Source organism: Streptomyces paludis (genome assembly GCF_003344965.1).
Classification (GTDB): Bacteria; Actinomycetota; Actinomycetes; order Streptomycetales; family Streptomycetaceae; genus Streptomyces; species Streptomyces paludis.
In genome coordinates this window covers 7,174,850-7,188,583 of sequence record NZ_CP031194.1, presented here as the reverse complement: position 1 = coordinate 7,188,583, position 13,734 = coordinate 7,174,850, and the positions used below count along the sequence as shown (strand labels likewise).

13 protein-coding genes are annotated in these 13,734 nt (G+C 71.8%); 5 read left to right on the top strand and 8 right to left on the bottom strand.

Annotated features, from left to right (window positions below; all coding sequences use genetic code 11):
* Nucleotides 1–9 precede the first annotated feature (9 nt).
* From DVK44_RS31745 to DVK44_RS31735, 3 genes are read right to left on the bottom strand one after another with little or no spacing between them, the layout of a single operon-like run.
* A complete protein-coding gene (locus DVK44_RS31745) occupies nucleotides 10–756 on the bottom strand; it encodes a succinate dehydrogenase/fumarate reductase iron-sulfur subunit (RefSeq protein ID WP_114664069.1) in 747 nt (248 codons plus the stop codon).
* Nucleotides 753–2,717, bottom strand: a complete 1,965-nt coding sequence (locus DVK44_RS31740) for a fumarate reductase/succinate dehydrogenase flavoprotein subunit (RefSeq protein WP_114664068.1) — start codon at nucleotides 2,715–2,717, stop codon at nucleotides 753–755. Before DVK44_RS31740 ends, DVK44_RS31745 begins: the two co-directional genes overlap by 4 nt.
* A 1-nt stretch (nucleotide 2,718) precedes the next feature.
* A complete protein-coding gene (locus DVK44_RS31735) occupies nucleotides 2,719–3,480 on the bottom strand; it encodes a succinate dehydrogenase (protein WP_114665567.1) in 762 nt (253 codons plus the stop codon).
* A 94-nt stretch (nucleotides 3,481–3,574) separates the two neighbouring features.
* On the opposite strand from DVK44_RS31735, the gene DVK44_RS31730 reads away from it, so the two are divergent.
* A complete protein-coding gene (locus tag DVK44_RS31730; RefSeq protein WP_114665566.1) occupies nucleotides 3,575–4,495 on the top strand; it encodes a LysR family transcriptional regulator in 921 nt (306 codons plus the stop codon).
* Nucleotides 4,496–4,574: 79 nt separating this feature from the next.
* Here DVK44_RS31730 and DVK44_RS31725 read toward each other — a convergent pair whose 3' ends face one another.
* The 3 genes from DVK44_RS31725 to DVK44_RS31715 all read right to left on the bottom strand — a co-directional run bounded on the left by DVK44_RS31725 (nucleotide 4,575) and on the right by DVK44_RS31715 (nucleotide 8,759).
* Nucleotides 4,575–6,743, bottom strand: coding sequence for a putative bifunctional diguanylate cyclase/phosphodiesterase (locus DVK44_RS31725; RefSeq protein WP_114664067.1), 2,169 nt, complete (start codon nucleotides 6,741–6,743; stop codon nucleotides 4,575–4,577).
* The gene (locus DVK44_RS31720) at nucleotides 6,740–7,552 is read right to left on the bottom strand and encodes an SAM-dependent methyltransferase (RefSeq protein WP_114664066.1); all 813 of its coding nucleotides are present in this window, start codon (nucleotides 7,550–7,552) and stop codon (nucleotides 6,740–6,742) included. Before DVK44_RS31720 ends, DVK44_RS31725 begins: the two co-directional genes overlap by 4 nt.
* Before the next feature lie 208 nt (nucleotides 7,553–7,760).
* Nucleotides 7,761–8,759: an SCO0930 family lipoprotein gene (locus DVK44_RS31715; RefSeq protein ID WP_114664065.1), complete on the bottom strand. Its 999-nt coding sequence runs from the start codon at nucleotides 8,757–8,759 to the stop codon at nucleotides 7,761–7,763.
* A 336-nt stretch (nucleotides 8,760–9,095) separates the two neighbouring features.
* On the opposite strand from DVK44_RS31715, the gene DVK44_RS31710 reads away from it, so the two are divergent.
* From DVK44_RS31710 to DVK44_RS31700, 3 genes are all read left to right on the top strand, one after another.
* Nucleotides 9,096–9,524 carry a hypothetical protein gene (locus DVK44_RS31710; protein WP_162794146.1) on the top strand — a complete coding sequence of 143 codons (429 nt, stop codon included), beginning with the start codon at nucleotides 9,096–9,098 and terminating at the stop codon, nucleotides 9,522–9,524.
* Between the two features lie 112 nt (nucleotides 9,525–9,636).
* Nucleotides 9,637–10,401, top strand: a complete 765-nt coding sequence (locus DVK44_RS31705) for a bestrophin-like domain (protein ID WP_114664063.1) — start codon at nucleotides 9,637–9,639, stop codon at nucleotides 10,399–10,401.
* Between the two features lie 206 nt (nucleotides 10,402–10,607).
* On the top strand, nucleotides 10,608–11,141 hold the full coding sequence (locus DVK44_RS31700; RefSeq protein ID WP_114664062.1) for a hypothetical protein: 534 nt from the start codon (nucleotides 10,608–10,610) through the stop codon (nucleotides 11,139–11,141).
* 88 nt (nucleotides 11,142–11,229) lie between these two features.
* Here DVK44_RS31700 and DVK44_RS31695 read toward each other — a convergent pair whose 3' ends face one another.
* On the bottom strand, nucleotides 11,230–11,715 hold the full coding sequence (locus DVK44_RS31695) for a hypothetical protein (RefSeq protein WP_114664061.1): 486 nt from the start codon (nucleotides 11,713–11,715) through the stop codon (nucleotides 11,230–11,232).
* Nucleotides 11,716–12,026: 311 nt separating this feature from the next.
* Between DVK44_RS31695 and DVK44_RS31690 the strand changes: the two genes are divergently transcribed.
* Nucleotides 12,027–12,689 (top strand): class F sortase, encoded by a 663-nt coding sequence (locus tag DVK44_RS31690; RefSeq protein ID WP_114664060.1) that lies wholly within the window; start codon nucleotides 12,027–12,029, stop codon nucleotides 12,687–12,689.
* 74 nt (nucleotides 12,690–12,763) lie between these two features.
* Here DVK44_RS31690 and DVK44_RS31685 read toward each other — a convergent pair whose 3' ends face one another.
* On the bottom strand, nucleotides 12,764–13,648 hold the full coding sequence (locus DVK44_RS31685; RefSeq protein WP_114664059.1) for a polysaccharide deacetylase family protein: 885 nt from the start codon (nucleotides 13,646–13,648) through the stop codon (nucleotides 12,764–12,766).
* Nucleotides 13,649–13,734 lie beyond the last annotated feature (86 nt).

Genomic DNA, 13,734 nt, shown 5'->3' with positions numbered 1-13,734 from the left:
TTTTCCCTGCTACCGCGTGGTTCTGCGGGCCGCGCGCAGCCACTCCTTGTTCATCGCCGCGATCGACGGCAGCGGGATGCCCTTCGGGCAGGCGGTGGCGCACTCGCCGGCGAGGGTGCAGCCGCCGAAGCCCTCCTCGTCCATCGTCGCGACCATGTCGAGCACCCGGGTCTCGCGCTCCGGCGCGCCCTGCGGCAGTACGTTGAGATGGTTGATCTTCGCCGAGGTGAAGAGCATCGCGGAGCCGTTGGGGCAGGCCGCGACGCAGGCGCCGCAGCCGATGCACTCGGCGTGTTCGAAGGCGGAGTCGGCGTCGGGTTTGGGTACGGGGGTGGCGTGTGCCTCGGGGGCGGCGCCGGTCGGGGCCGTGATGTAGCCGCCGGAGCCGATGATCCGGTCGAAGGCGGAGCGGTCCACGACCAGGTCCTTGACGACGGGGAAGGCCCCGGCCCGCCAGGGCTCGACATCGATGGTGTCGCCGTCGGTGAAGTGCCGCATGTGGAGCTGGCAGGTGGTGGTGCGCTCGGGTCCGTGGGCGTCGCCGTTGATGACGACCCCGCAGGCGCCGCAGATGCCTTCGCGGCAGTCGTGGTCGAAGGCGACCGGCTCGTCGCCCCGGAGGATCAGCTCCTCGTTGAGGGTGTCGAGCATCTCCAGGAACGACATGTCCTCGGAGATGCCGTCGAGCGGGTAGGTGACCATGGCGCCGGGGGCGTGGGCGTCGGGCTGGCGCCAGACACGCAGGGTGAGCCTCATGCGTAGCTCCGCTGGGTGGGGTGGACGTACTCGAAGACGAGGTCTTCCTTGTGCAGGACGGGCGCGGCGCCGGTGCCCTTGAACTCCCAGGCCGCCGCGTACGAGAACTGCCCGTCGCGCCGTTCGGCCTCGCCGCCCGCGGTCCGGTACTCCGCGCGGAAGTGGCCGCCGCAGGACTCGGCGCGGTGCAGGGCGTCGAGGCACATCAGCTCGGCCAGCTCCAGGTAGTCGACGATCCGGTTGGCCTTCTCCAGCGACTGGTTGAGCTGTTCGCCGGTGCCGGGCACCTTGACGCGGCGCCAGAACTCCTCGCGGATCAGCGGGATCCGGTCGAGCGCCTTGCGCAGTCCGCTCTCGGTGCGGGCCATGCCGCAGTGTTCCCAGAGGAGTTCACCGATCTCCTTGTGGAACGAGTCGGGGGTGCGGTCGCCGTCGATGGTGAGCAGCAGCCGCAGCCGGTCCTCGGTGTCCGCGACCGCCTCGGCTACGGCCGGGTGGGAGTCGTCGACCGGGTCGTGGTGCGGATGGCGGGCCAGATAGTCGTTGATGGTGGAGGGCAGGACGAAGTAGCCGTCGGCCAGGCCCTGCATGAGGGCGGAGGCGCCGAGCCGGTTGGCGCCGTGGTCGGAGAAGTTGGCCTCTCCGATGGCGAAGAGCCCCGGGACGGTGGTCTGGAGGTCGTAGTCGACCCAGAGTCCGCCCATCGTGTAGTGGATCGCCGGATAGATCCGCATCGGGACCTCGTACGGGTTCTCGGCGGTGATCCGCTCGTACATCTCGAAGAGGTTGCCGTACTTCTCCTCGACGGCCGCGCGGCCGAGCCGGGCGATCGCGTCCGCGAAGTCGAGATAGACGCCCTGTCCGCCGGGGCCGACGCCGCGGCCCTCGTCGCAGACGTTCTTGGCGGCGCGCGAGGCGATGTCGCGCGGGACGAGATTGCCGAAGGCCGGGTAGATCCGCTCCAGGTAGTAGTCGCGCTCGTCCTCGGGGATACGGTCGGGCGGGCGCCGGTCGCCGGGCGCCTTCGGTACCCAGATCCGGCCGTCGTTGCGCAGCGACTCGCTCATCAGCGTCAGCTTGGACTGGTGGTCGCCGGAGCGCGGGATGCAGGTGGGGTGGATCTGGGTGAAGCAGGGGTTGGCGAAGAGGGCGCCGCGCCGGTGGGCGCGCCAGAGCGCGGTGGCGTTGCTGTTCTTCGCGTTGGTGGAGAGGTAGAAGACATTGCCGTAGCCGCCGGAGGCGAGGACGACGGCGTCGGCGAAGTGGGTGGAGACCGCGCCGGTGATCAGGTCGCGGGCGACGATGCCGCGGGCGCGTCCGTCCACGACGAGCAGATCGAGCATCTCGGTACGGGCGTGCATCTCGACGGCGCCGGCGGCGATCTGCCGGGAGAGTGCCTGGTAGGCGCCGAGCAGGAGTTGCTGGCCGGTCTGGCCGCGCGCGTAGAAGGTGCGGGAGACCTGGACGCCGCCGAAGGAGCGGGTGTCGAGGAGTCCGCCGTACTCCCGGGCGAAGGGCACGCCCTGGGCGACACACTGGTCGATGATCTCGACGGAGACCTCGGCGAGCCGGTGCACATTGGACTCGCGGGCCCGGAAGTCACCGCCCTTGACGGTGTCGTAGAAGAGGCGCTGGACGGAGTCGCCGTCGTTGCGGTAGTTCTTCGCGGCGTTGATACCGCCCTGTGCGGCGATGGAGTGGGCGCGGCGCGGGGAGTCCTGGTAGCAGAACTGGACGACGTGGTAGCCCTGTTCGGCGAGGGTGGCTCCGGCGGCGCCGCCGGCGAGTCCGGTGCCGACGACGATGACGGTGTGCTTGCGGCGGTTGGCGGGGTTGACGAGCTTGGCCTCGAAGCGGCGCCGGTTCCAGCGCTCGGCGACGGGCCCGTCCGGTGCCTTGGTGTCGGCGATCGGGTCGCCGGTGGCGTAGTCGGTGTACGGGGTGCGGTAGGGGGTGCTCATGTCAGCTCACCACTCCGGTCATGACGGCGACGGGTACGGCGACGAAGCCGGCGGTCAGGGCGAGGGCCAGCAGATCGGCCGTGGCACGCAGCAGCCGCTCGCGGGTGGCGCTGCCGACGCCGAGGGTCTGGGCGGCGCTCCAGAAGCCGTGCCGGATGTGGAGTCCGAGGGCGAGCATCGCGACGAGGTAGATGGTGTTGCCGTACCAGGTGGAGAAGGTGTCGATGACGTTCTGGTACGGGTGGCCGGGCTGGAAGCCGCCGGAGTGGACGGTGCCGGTCGTCAGGTCGAGGATGTGCCAGACGATGAAAAGGGCGAGGATGACGCCGCCCCAGCGCATGGTGCGGGTCGCGTAGCTCGCGCGGCGGCGCTTGTGCGCGTATCCGGTCGGGCGGGCGGCGAGGTCGCGCCGGCTGAGCTGGTACGCGCAGACCGCGTGCGCGACGACGGCGGCGACAAGGACGAACCGGACGAGCCAGAGCGCCCATTCGTGGTGCAGGACGGGCTCGCCCAGGGTCCGCAGCCAGTGGGCGTAGCCGTTGAACTCCGCCGGACCGAAGAAGATCTTGAGGTTGCCGAGCATGTGCGCGACGAGATAGCCGAGCATGATCAGGCCGCTGACGGCCATGACCGTCTTCTTGCCGATCGTGGAGGTCCAGAGGATCCGTACGAGCGACGGCCGCCGCGCCGTGCGTCCGCGCGCCGCCCGTCCGGGGTCCGCCGGTTTTCGGTCCACTTGTTTTCGGTCCGTTCCCAGAGCCATGCACAGCACGCTAGGCCGCCGGAAGCCAGAGGTCCAAGACATGGTCCGGCTGATCTCCATAGTCCACGCCTATCGTCGGACTATCATGGGCGGAATGCAGTTCCAGCAGCTTCTGTACTTCGTGGCCGTAGCCGAGACCCGGCACTTCACCCGCGCGGCCGAGCGGGTCCATGTCTCGCAGCCCTCGCTCTCCCAGCAGATCCGGGCGCTGGAGAAGGAGCTGGGCGCCGAGCTGTTCAGCCGCGCCCGGGGCAATGTCGCGCCCACGGACGCGGGCGAGGCGCTCCTCCCGCTCGCCCGGCGCATCCTCGCCGACGCCGAGACGGCGCGGGTCGAGGTGCAGGAGCTGGTCCAGCTGCGGCGCGGCCGGGTGCGGCTCGGGGCGCCGCCGAGCCTGTGCACGGGGCTGCTGCCCGAGGTACTGCGCGCCTTCCACGATCTGCATCCGGGCATCGAGCTGCTCATCGAGGAGAGCGGCTCCCACGACCTGGTGCGGGAGCTGGCGCGCGGAGCGCTGGACCTGGCGCTGGTGGTGATGCCCCTGCCCGCCGCGTCGCCCGCGCTGACCACGGTCGAGCTGCTCCACGAGGATCTCGTCGTGGTCTCCTCGGCCGCCGGCCCGGCCCCCCGCCGACCGGTCCGGATCGCCGATCTGGCGGGCGAGCCGCTGGTGATGTTCCGGCACGGCTACGACCTGCGGGAGCTGACCGTGGCCGCCTGCCGCGCCGAGGGGTTCGAGCCGTCGTTCACCGTGGAGGGCGGCGAGATGGACGCCGTACTGGGCTTCGTACGGGCCGGGCTGGGCCTGGCCGTCGTGCCCAGCATGGTCGCGGCGCGCGCCCCGGGGCTGCGGGTGACGGCGCTCGCCCGGCCGGGACTGCGCCGTACGATCGCGCTCGCGCACCGCAGCGATGTCGCCCCGCCGCGCGCCGCCCGGGAGTTGCAGCGGGTGCTGCTGGCCACGCGGTACCCCGGCGACGGCCGGGCGGAGCACGCCGCCCGGCCGGGGCGGTAGAGCAGGTGCGGCGGGTGCGGCAGCCAGGTGCGGCGGTGGACGGGTGCGGCGGGTGTGGCGGACGGGTGCGGCGGGAGCGTCAGACCGCGTCGGCGAGCAGCAGGGTGTGCAGTTGGTCGGGCGGTCCCGGCCGGGCGTAGTACCAGCCCTGCGCGGTGTCGCAGCCCAGCCGGCGCAGATGGTCCGCCTGTGCCCCGGTCTCCACGCCCTCGACGGTCACGGCCAGCTGAAGGCTGTGCGCGAGCGAGACGATCCCCTCAACGATCTTCAGATCGACGGGGTCCGCCGGATGCTGCTGCATCCCCTGGGTGAAGGAACGGTCCAGCTTGAGGACGCTCAGCGGCAGCCGGCGCAGATTCGCCAGATTCGAGTAGCCGGTGCCGAAGTCGTCCAGCGCGATGTCGACGCCCATCTCCGCGAGCTGGCGCAGCGGCTTGAGCAGGTCCTCGTCCGCGCCGATCAGCGCCGACTCGGTGACCTCCAGGCAGAGCCCGCCCGGCGGCAGGCCGATCCGCTCCAGCACCTCGACGGTGTCGGCGACCAGCCCCGGGTGGTGCAGCTGGGTGGGCGACAGGTTCACATTGACGCGCGGCGCCGCCCCGGTCGAGCCCTCCGGGAGCTGCTGGTGCCAGAACAGGGCCTGCCGTACGGACTGTTCCAGCACCCAGCGGCCGAGCGGCACGATCAGCCCGGTGTGCTCGGCGAGCGGGATGAACCGGTCGGGGCCGAGGACGCCGTGCTGCGGATGGGACCAGCGCACCAGCGCCTCCGCGCCGTGCACGGTGCCGTCGTCCAGCCGTACCAGCGGCTGGTACTCGATGAAGAACTCGCCGCGCTCCAGCGCCGCCGGCAGCGCGGTGGTCAGCCCGTGCCGGGTGATGGCGCGGGCATCCGCCTCCGGGTCGGCCAGCTCGAAGCGGTTGCCGCCGGCCGCCTTCGCCCGGTACATGGTGATGTCCGCGCTGCGCAGCACCTCCGCCGGGCTGCGGCCCGCCGCGGGGCCCTCCACGACGCCGATACTGCCCCGTACGGTGAACTCGCGGCCCTCGATCCGGATGGGCGCGGCGAGCACCCCGAGGATCCGGGCGGCCAGCTCGGAGACGCCGGTCCGGGTGTCGGGGCCGCTGGTCAGCGCGACGAACTCGTCGCCGCCGAGCCGGGCCACCATCTCCCCCGACGCGGTGGCGCAGCTCTGGAGCCGGTCGGCGACCTCGACCAGGAGCCGGTCGCCGGAGGAGTGGCCGAGGCTGTCGTTGATGGCCTTGAAGCCGTCGAGGTCGAGATAGCAGAGGCCGAAGCGCGCGCCGTCTCCGGCGGAGAGCGTCTTCTCCAGGCGCTCGAAGAACAGGGTCCGGTTGGGCAGTCCGGTCAGCGCGTCGTGGGTGGCCTCGTAGCGCAGCCGCAGATGGAGCAGCCGCCGCTCCGTGGTGTCCTCCATCAGCGCCAGCTGGTACTGCGGCCGGCCCTCGGCGTCGCGCAGCAGGGAGAGCGTGAGATTGGTCCAGAGCACGGTGCCGTCGTTGCGGTAGAACGCCTTCTCGACGCGGAAGTGCTCCCGCTCCCCGCGCACCAGTTCGCCGTACATCCGCCAGACGTGGGGCGCGTCCTCGGGGTGGACCCACTCGCTCACATTCCGGCTGCGCACATGGTGTTCGAGGCCGCCGAACATCTGGGTGAGGGTGTCGTTGACCTCCAGCACCTTGCCGTCGAGGTCGGCGATGCCGATGCCGATGGCGGCGCCCTCGAACACGGCGTGGAAGCGCGCCTCGGTGGCGTGCAGCGCGGACTCGGCGTGGCTGCGCGCGGCGAGCGCGGAGCGGGCGATGGCCTCCTGCTCGGCGAGGGTGCGTTCGCGCAGCGCCTGGGCGAAGCCGGCGGCCAGGGAGTGCTGGAGGCGGGCGCAGCGGGCCCGGCCCTCCTCGGGCGGCAGCTCGTCGGCGCCGCAGTACAGGACCAGATAGGAGTCGATCACACCGAGCGTACGGCCGAGCGCCTCGGGGTCGGTGCAGTGTCCCGCCACGAGGGCGGAGCCGACCCGGGTGGCCGGGGCGGTGTCGAAGGGGTACGCGTGCAGCGCGTCCCGCAGCTCACGGGCCAGCGGCAGCAGCAGTGTCTCGAATTCGGGGCGCGTCAAGGACGTGGCCGTCGCCGGGAAGATCGCCCGGCTCCAGATCGTCGCGAAACGCCTGAGTCTGTCCTCCAGGCCGTCGGGGTCCGTCGCCGGTCCCGCCGCCTCGGGCACCGTCATGCCTTGCGTCCCACACCGGCGAAGCCGGAGAACGCGTACGGATCCTCCTCCTCGGCGGGGGAGTCGGGGCGCCAGTCGGGCATGGCCACCAGACCGGGCGCGACCATGGTGAAGCCGTCGAAGAACCGGGCCGTCTGCTCGCGCGTCCGCATCACCAGCGGGCTGCGGATGTCCTTGTAGACGGCGACCGCGCCGCCCGCCTCGGCCTGGGAGAGCGGGACACCGTGGTACGAGGCGTGGGTCAGGACGATCAGGCTGCCGGGCGCGAGCGCCTCGCGCAGCCGCTCCACCGCGCGGTACGGCTCGTCCTTGTCCTCCAGGAAGTGCAGGACGAAGACGAGCAGCAGCGCCACGGGCCGTTCCAGATCGAGCAGCCCGGCTGTCTCGGGGCTCTTGAGGATCGACTCCGGATCGCGGAGATCCGCGCTCATGACGGTGGCGTTGGTGTTGCCTTCGAGAACCGCCCGGCTGTGGGCGACGGCGACCGGGTCGTGATCGACGTAGAGCACCTTGGCGTCGGGGTTCCGGCTCTGGGCGACTTCGTGGACATTGCCGAAGGTGGGAATGCCGGAGCCGATGTCGAGGAACTGGGTAACACCCTCGTCCAGGGCGAATTTCACCGCCCGGCGCATGAAGGCCCGGTTGGTCTTCATGATCGTGGGAAGCCCCGGCATGAAACTCATCGCCTTACGGGCCGCTTCCCGGTCCACCTCGAAATTGTGCGAACCGCCCAGATAGTAGTCGTAAATGCGGGAAACGCTCGGCACCGATATGTCGATGCCCTGCGGGGCCCAGGCGGGACGCTCCATCGATGTCTCCAACAGTCGCCACGGACAGCCATGTACATGGCCGGTTGTTCGAGCCGAGGCTACTGATCGACCGCCAAGAGAGCGAGCCCAAACGGAAATTAACGATCCGTTCTTGGTCACACACCGGCGTCAATGCGACGGTCCGCCGCCACACGGGGATGTGTGACGGCGGACCGGGCGGCCGCGGTTTTCCGCGGCCCGAGAGTGACTAGCTGGTCTTGACCAGCTCATTGTTGGGAGTGACCGCGAACCAGGTGCCGGCGACGCCCTGACCGTTGGTGTCACCGGGCTTCTTGTCGTTGGCGAAGGTGTAGATCGGGGAGCAGTTGATGGTCTGCTGCTTGATTCCGTCGGGACGGTCGAAGGTCACGAAGCCCTTCTTGAGGATGCCGTCGGCGACGTTGTTCTTGTCGACGGGGGCGACAACCGGCCACTTGTCGAGGCACTCACCGGTGCAGGCGGTGCTCATCGGCCACGCGGTGTCCTTGGTGAACCGGTAGACCGTCATGCCCTTGGAGTCGACCATGATGTCGCCGAGCTTGGGGTCCTTGCGGACCGACAGGCCCTTGAGGTCGGCCGGAGCCGTCTCGCCGCCCGCGGCGCCACCGCCGGCGCCGCCGGAAGCCTTCGTGCCGTCGGGGGCCGCGGCGAACCACGTGCCGCCGACGCCCTCGCCGTTGACATCGCCGGCGGCGGTGTCCTTGGCGTAGCGGTACATGGGCCAGCCGTCGACGGTGAGCTGCTTCGTACCGTCGGCACGGGTGACCTCACCGAGCAGCTCGGCGTCCGTACCGGCCGCGGCCTTGGCGTTGTCGGCGGTGACCACCGGCCAGGCCGCCTCGCAGTCGCCCTCGCAGTTGGACTTCGGCGGGCTGGCGGTGTCCCTGTCGAAGCGGTAGAGCGTGAAGCCCTCGCCGTCCGTGAGGACCTTGCCGACCTTCGCGTTGGTGGCGACGGCGAGCTGGCCGGCCGGCTTGGTGGCCGCCGTGTTCGCCGTACCCGCGTCGGAGCCGTAGTCGCTGCCCGAGCCCGATCCGGAGCCGGAGCCGGACGAACCGGCGCCGCCGTAACCGGCACCGGCGTCGGCCGGGCTCACAGCGCCGACGGACTGCCCGTTGGTGGCGCCTTGATCCTGACCGCACGCCGTCGTCAGGGCCAGTACGGCCGCCGCGGTCACCGCGAGCGAGGCGTTCCGCCAGGTGTTCATGTCGACTCCTGTTATCAGTTGGCCAGTTGCGGCGCCCATGTGCGCTGCTTCATGGCCCTAAGTACGGAGCTGGGGTGGGCTCGCGTTCAACGTGGTCGCAAAAAACTTCTGAAGCTCTGTGAGACCGCTGCCAAATACCCCCTATCCGGGGGAATCTGCTCAGTTTTCCGCGTGCCGCGGCCAGAAGCGGAACAGGCTCCCGCCCGTGTACGGATCGCTCGTCGGGCGGCTGCTCGCAGCCGCCGCACTCATAGCTCTGACGGCCGCCCCCGCGCCCGCCACCGCGGACAGCTGCGCCTACGCCTCGGCCGGCGCGGACGGCTCCGGTGGCTCCGCGTGGGCGTCGGCCGGGGACGGCCACTGTCCGCCGCCCTCGCCCCCGACCCCACCGACACCGCCGAAGCCGCCGCCTCCCCCGACTCCACCCCCGCCGCCGCCTCCCCCGACACCACCGCCACCTCCACCGCCGCCCACACCGCCACCCCCTCCGACCCCACCGCCACCGCCCACACCACCGCCCCCGCCGCCCCCGCCGACCGTCGTACCGAAGCCGCCGCCACCGCCGCCGCCCGCGCGGCCGACGCCCCGGCCGCCGAGGGCGACACCGGCTCCGGCGCCCGCGCCCGTACCCGTACAGGTACGGCGGCCACCTCCGGCACCGAGCCCGGCGCCGCCCTCGCCCACGCCCACGCCGAAACCGACCCCGTCCGCCACCCCCACCCCGACCGCAGTCGCCCTGCCCGCGTACCGCAAGGCGACCCGTGACCAGCCACGGAACCACACCTCTCCGGTCCTGATGATGCTCCTGCTCACGGCCCCGGCGGTGCTCGCCGTCGCCGTGCTGCGCCCCCGTTCCCGCTGATCCACGGAGACACTCATGTCGGAATGGCTCGTTCTGTCCATCGCGATGGCCGCCTCCTGCGCGGTCGTCCTGACCATCGTCGTCTTCAACAGCCGCAGATTCGGCGCGGACGACGACACCAGCGAAACCCCCGATGTCATGGACTACATGACGATGATGATCGGCGTGGTCTACGCGATCGTCCTGGGCCTCGCGATCGCCGGCGTCTGGGAGGGCCGCAGCGCCGCCCAGGACTCCGTACGCCAGGAGGCCCAGGCCCTGCACGAGATCAGTCAGCGGGTGCAGGTCTATCCCACGGAGACGCGGGACCTGATCCGCGCGGACGTGGACGCGTATGTCAGTTATGTCGTCCACAAGGAGTGGCCGCACATGGCCGACCACGAGGAGCTGACCGCGAAGGGCACCGAACTGCTCAACACGCTCCGCACGGACGTGACGCGGTTCGTACCGCGCACGGATCTGGAGGGCCAGGCGTACCAGCCGCTGGTCGACCAGGTGGCGGCCGTGGACGACGCCCGGGGGGTCCGCGCCGAGAACGCGGGGGCCACGATGCCCGCGGTCGTCTGGTTCGGCCTGATCATCGGCGCGATGGTCACCGTGGGGCTGATCTTCGTGCTCCAGATCCGCCGCACCTTCCGCGAGCTGCTGCTGGCGGGGCTGTTCAGTGTGCTGATCGCGTTCCTGCTCTTCCTGATCTGGGACTTCGACGCGCCCTACGGCCGGGGCATCGGCGCGACCCCCGAACCCTTCCTCCATCTGTTCCCGCACCTGGGGTCCTGAGGAGGAACGTTCCGGGGTACGGGAGCCCCCGGCCGGCCGGGGTCCGCCGGGCGGGGTCCGCCGGCCGGGGGACTCCCGTGCCCCATTCGACCGTCAGCGATCGCGGCTGTGATAACGCGCTCCTAGCGTTTCCGGCATCGAGGCGCATGTACGGCTTGTGTGGAAAACGGTTCCGCAGCTGCTCCTCGGGGACCCGGAGGCTCACCATGCGCGCGATACCTGCCGCGTCCGCCGTCGCTCTGCTGGGAGTGGCCGCGCTCGCCCTGACCGCCCCCGCCGCGACGGCGGCGGTCGACGGCGGCACGACCCCGTTCGGCTTCAGCGTCACCCCCGCCACGGTCGCACCGGGCGGCCGGGTGACCCTCGGGGTCACCAACTGCTCCTCGACCGCCACCGCCTCCTCCGGCGTCTTCGACACCGTCAACATCCCCGCGGGCCGTACGGCCCTGGCCACGGTGGACTGGGACGCCAGGGCAGGTACGGCCTATCAGGTCACCTTCACCTGCAACGGGGTGACCGGGCGGACGAATCTCACGGTCGCGGGCGCCACCAGGGCCCCGGTCGCCCCGACAGCCGCGTCCACCGCGATCGCGCCCGCCGGGGTCCGGGGCGGGCTGGGCGGCAGCGTCGGCGGGGTCACCGGCGGCGAACTGGCGGCCGGTACGGCGCTGGTCGTCGTGGCCGCCGCCGGAGCCGTCCACGCGGCCCGCCGCCGCGGATCGGCGAGCCGCGCGCACTGAGACCGACCGGCACATGGGGACGCCGGTCGCCCCGAGCCTCCACCAGGACTCGGGGCGACCGGCGTCCGCGCGGTCACGGATCACGCGGTCAGACGCTCGCGCCGCTCGTCCGGCGTCGGCGGGCGACGAAGAGCGAGCCCGCGACGGCCGCCACCCCCACGAGCCCGCCGCCGACCGCCATGTCCGTGGAGCTGGGCCCGACGGAACCGCCGAGGCCGCCGAGCGCGCCGCGCCCCTCCACCACCCGGAACTGGTGCGTCGCGACCCGGTCGTCGTCGCTGCACCGGACGGCCAGGTTGTAGTGGCCCGGCGTGGTGCGTTCGTGGATCCGGGCCCGGGCCGAGGAGTGCCCGGACTCGTTGTCCGACAGCTCCACCCGGGAGAACGCGTTGGACGTGACGCTGCCACCGTGGCCGCAGCCTTCGACGCGGATGTGGATCGTGCCGCCCTGGTGGACCTCGAAGGGGTTGACGGTGACATTCCTCGGACCGTTGGTGGCGACGGCCAGCGGGGCGGAGAGCGCCACGGCCGCGCAGGCGGTCGCGGTCACCGCGAGAGCGCGTGAAGCACGCATCGTTGAACCTCCAGCGGAAGACGCCCCAAAGCGGTGCTCCGGGAGATTCGACGAGTACGCCTTCCATGACGAACCCTCACCGCGCGACCGGAACGCCGCATTTCGGCACGGTCCGCGCAGATGGGGCGACACGCCGTCGTACCCCTGCCCGGCCTGACGGAGCCGCAGGTCACGGACCGTCAGAAAAAATCTGGAGCCGGAGCCCTCCAATGGGTCATCCCGCCCGGCCGCACCACCCGTTCGCACGCCAGTGATCGCCGGACGGGCGAGGTGCGCTTACCGTGCCCGCAGGTGCCCACGAAGGGAGAACTATGGGCCGGGTCCATCACGCTCCGGAGTCGAGGAAGCGCTCGCCCTGGGGCGTACTGGCTCTCGTCATGCTCACCGGGATCGCCGTCATGCGGAACGGGGTCGACGGGCCGCTCGGGCCGCCCCAGCCGGCGGCCGCCGCCGCGCCGGTGGCCCGTCCCGACCCGGCGGCGCTCGCGACCGGCACGGCCCCGGCCGTCAGACCGCTGCCGTACGCGCCGATGTCCCGGGTACGGATCCCCGCCCTCAAGGTGGACACACCGGTCGTGGACGTGGGGCTCGACCCGGACGGCTGGATCGCGGCGCCGCCCGCGCAGGACCCTAATCTGGCCGGCTGGTACCAGAACGGCGTCGCGCCGGGACAGCGCGGCACCTCCGTGGTGGTCGGCCATGTCGACAACCGCAAGGGGCCCGCCGTCTTCTACGGGCTCGGCTCGCTGGAGCGGGGGCAGCGCATCGAGGTGGACCGGTACGACGGCCGCACCGCCGAGTTCGAGATCTACGGGGTCGAGGTGTTCGCCAAGAACGACTTCCCCGGCTCCCGGGTGTACGGCGACACCGGCCACGCCGAGCTGCGGGTCATCACCTGCGGCGGCGGCTACTCGAAGACCGGGGGCTACGACGGGAACGTCGTCGTCTTCGCCCGGCTGGTCGGCACCGGCTGACCGGCGACCCGACGCGCCCCTGACCGCACACCGCGCGACCCGCGGTCCGGTCAGGGGCGCGGGCGCGCTCCGGCTCAGCGGTGCGGTACGGCGACGCGGTAGCCCGCGTCCAGCAGCCGGGGCAGATAGCGGCGCAACGCCGCCACGCTCTGCGAACGGTCACCGCCCGCGTCGTGCGACAGGACGACCACCCCGGGACCGGCGCCGTCCACCACCCGGCGGACGATCGTGGTGGTGCCCGGCTCGGTCCAGTCCAGCGAGTCGACGGTCCAGCCGAGCGGCTCCATACCGAGTTCGGCGCCGATCTCGAAGGAGTGCCGGTTCCAGGCGCCGTAGGGGGCGCGGTACCAGAGCGGGGCCTCGCCGATGGTCTCCTCGACCACATCGCTGGTCCGCGCCATCTCCCGGCGGATACCGGAGCGGGTGAGACGGGTCATCTGCGGATGCGACCAGGAGTGGTTGCCGACGACATGGCCGTCGTCGGCGATGCGCCGGAGCACGTCGGGGTGGTCGTACACCATCTCCCCGCAGACCAGGAACATCGCGCGGACGTCGTACTGGCGCAGGGTGCTCAGGATGGCGGGCGTGTACGCCGGGTCCGGTCCGTCGTCGAAGGTGAGCACCACGGTGTCGCCCAGCTCGGGCAGTTCCAGGATGGGCCGGGTCCGGACCGGGGGCGCGGCCCTGCGGAAGCCGGGGAACGCGCCCTCCGTCATGGGCTGGAGCCGGTACGCGGTGGACCGCAGCCGGGCGTTCGCGAGCGGTCCCGCGGCCGGTCCCGTGAGGGGCGCGGCGGGCGGGCCCGCGGGGGGCGGCCCGGCGGTCGGGGGCAGGGGGGCGGCACGGCCGGGGGTCTGCGCCTGCCCGGCGGTCAGCAGCCGGGCGCTCACCGCCACCCCGAGACACGCGCCGATCCGCAGGGCGGTGCGCCGCCCCGGAAGCATCTGATCCTTCTTCATGACCAATGGCTTGCACGGCGGACGCGCCGCGCCGCTCCCCCACACCGGGCGCAGAGGGGAAAATACCCGATGGGAGGAGCGGCCCG

What these genes read in the sequence shown, in the direction of transcription:
- DVK44_RS31735 (WP_114665567.1), bottom strand. Translation starts at nt 3,480, where the DNA reads ATGGCTCTGGGAACGGACCGAAAACAAGTGGACCGAAAACCGGCGGAC.
- DVK44_RS31715 (WP_114664065.1), bottom strand. Translation starts at nt 8,759, where the DNA reads ATGAACACCTGGCGGAACGCCTCGCTCGCGGTGACCGCGGCGGCCGTA.
- DVK44_RS31730 (WP_114665566.1), top strand. Translation starts at nt 3,575, where the DNA reads ATGCAGTTCCAGCAGCTTCTGTACTTCGTGGCCGTAGCCGAGACCCGG.
- DVK44_RS31705 (WP_114664063.1), top strand. Translation starts at nt 9,637, where the DNA reads ATGTCGGAATGGCTCGTTCTGTCCATCGCGATGGCCGCCTCCTGCGCG.
- DVK44_RS31720 (WP_114664066.1), bottom strand. Translation starts at nt 7,552, where the DNA reads ATGGAGCGTCCCGCCTGGGCCCCGCAGGGCATCGACATATCGGTGCCG.
- DVK44_RS31685 (WP_114664059.1), bottom strand. Translation starts at nt 13,648, where the DNA reads ATGAAGAAGGATCAGATGCTTCCGGGGCGGCGCACCGCCCTGCGGATC.
- DVK44_RS31700 (WP_114664062.1), top strand. Translation starts at nt 10,608, where the DNA reads ATGCGCGCGATACCTGCCGCGTCCGCCGTCGCTCTGCTGGGAGTGGCC.
- DVK44_RS31740 (WP_114664068.1), bottom strand. Translation starts at nt 2,717, where the DNA reads ATGAGCACCCCCTACCGCACCCCGTACACCGACTACGCCACCGGCGAC.
- DVK44_RS31695 (WP_114664061.1), bottom strand. Translation starts at nt 11,715, where the DNA reads ATGCGTGCTTCACGCGCTCTCGCGGTGACCGCGACCGCCTGCGCGGCC.
- DVK44_RS31690 (WP_114664060.1), top strand. Translation starts at nt 12,027, where the DNA reads ATGGGCCGGGTCCATCACGCTCCGGAGTCGAGGAAGCGCTCGCCCTGG.
- DVK44_RS31745 (WP_114664069.1), bottom strand. Translation starts at nt 756, where the DNA reads ATGAGGCTCACCCTGCGTGTCTGGCGCCAGCCCGACGCCCACGCCCCC.
- DVK44_RS31725 (WP_114664067.1), bottom strand. Translation starts at nt 6,743, where the DNA reads ATGACGGTGCCCGAGGCGGCGGGACCGGCGACGGACCCCGACGGCCTG.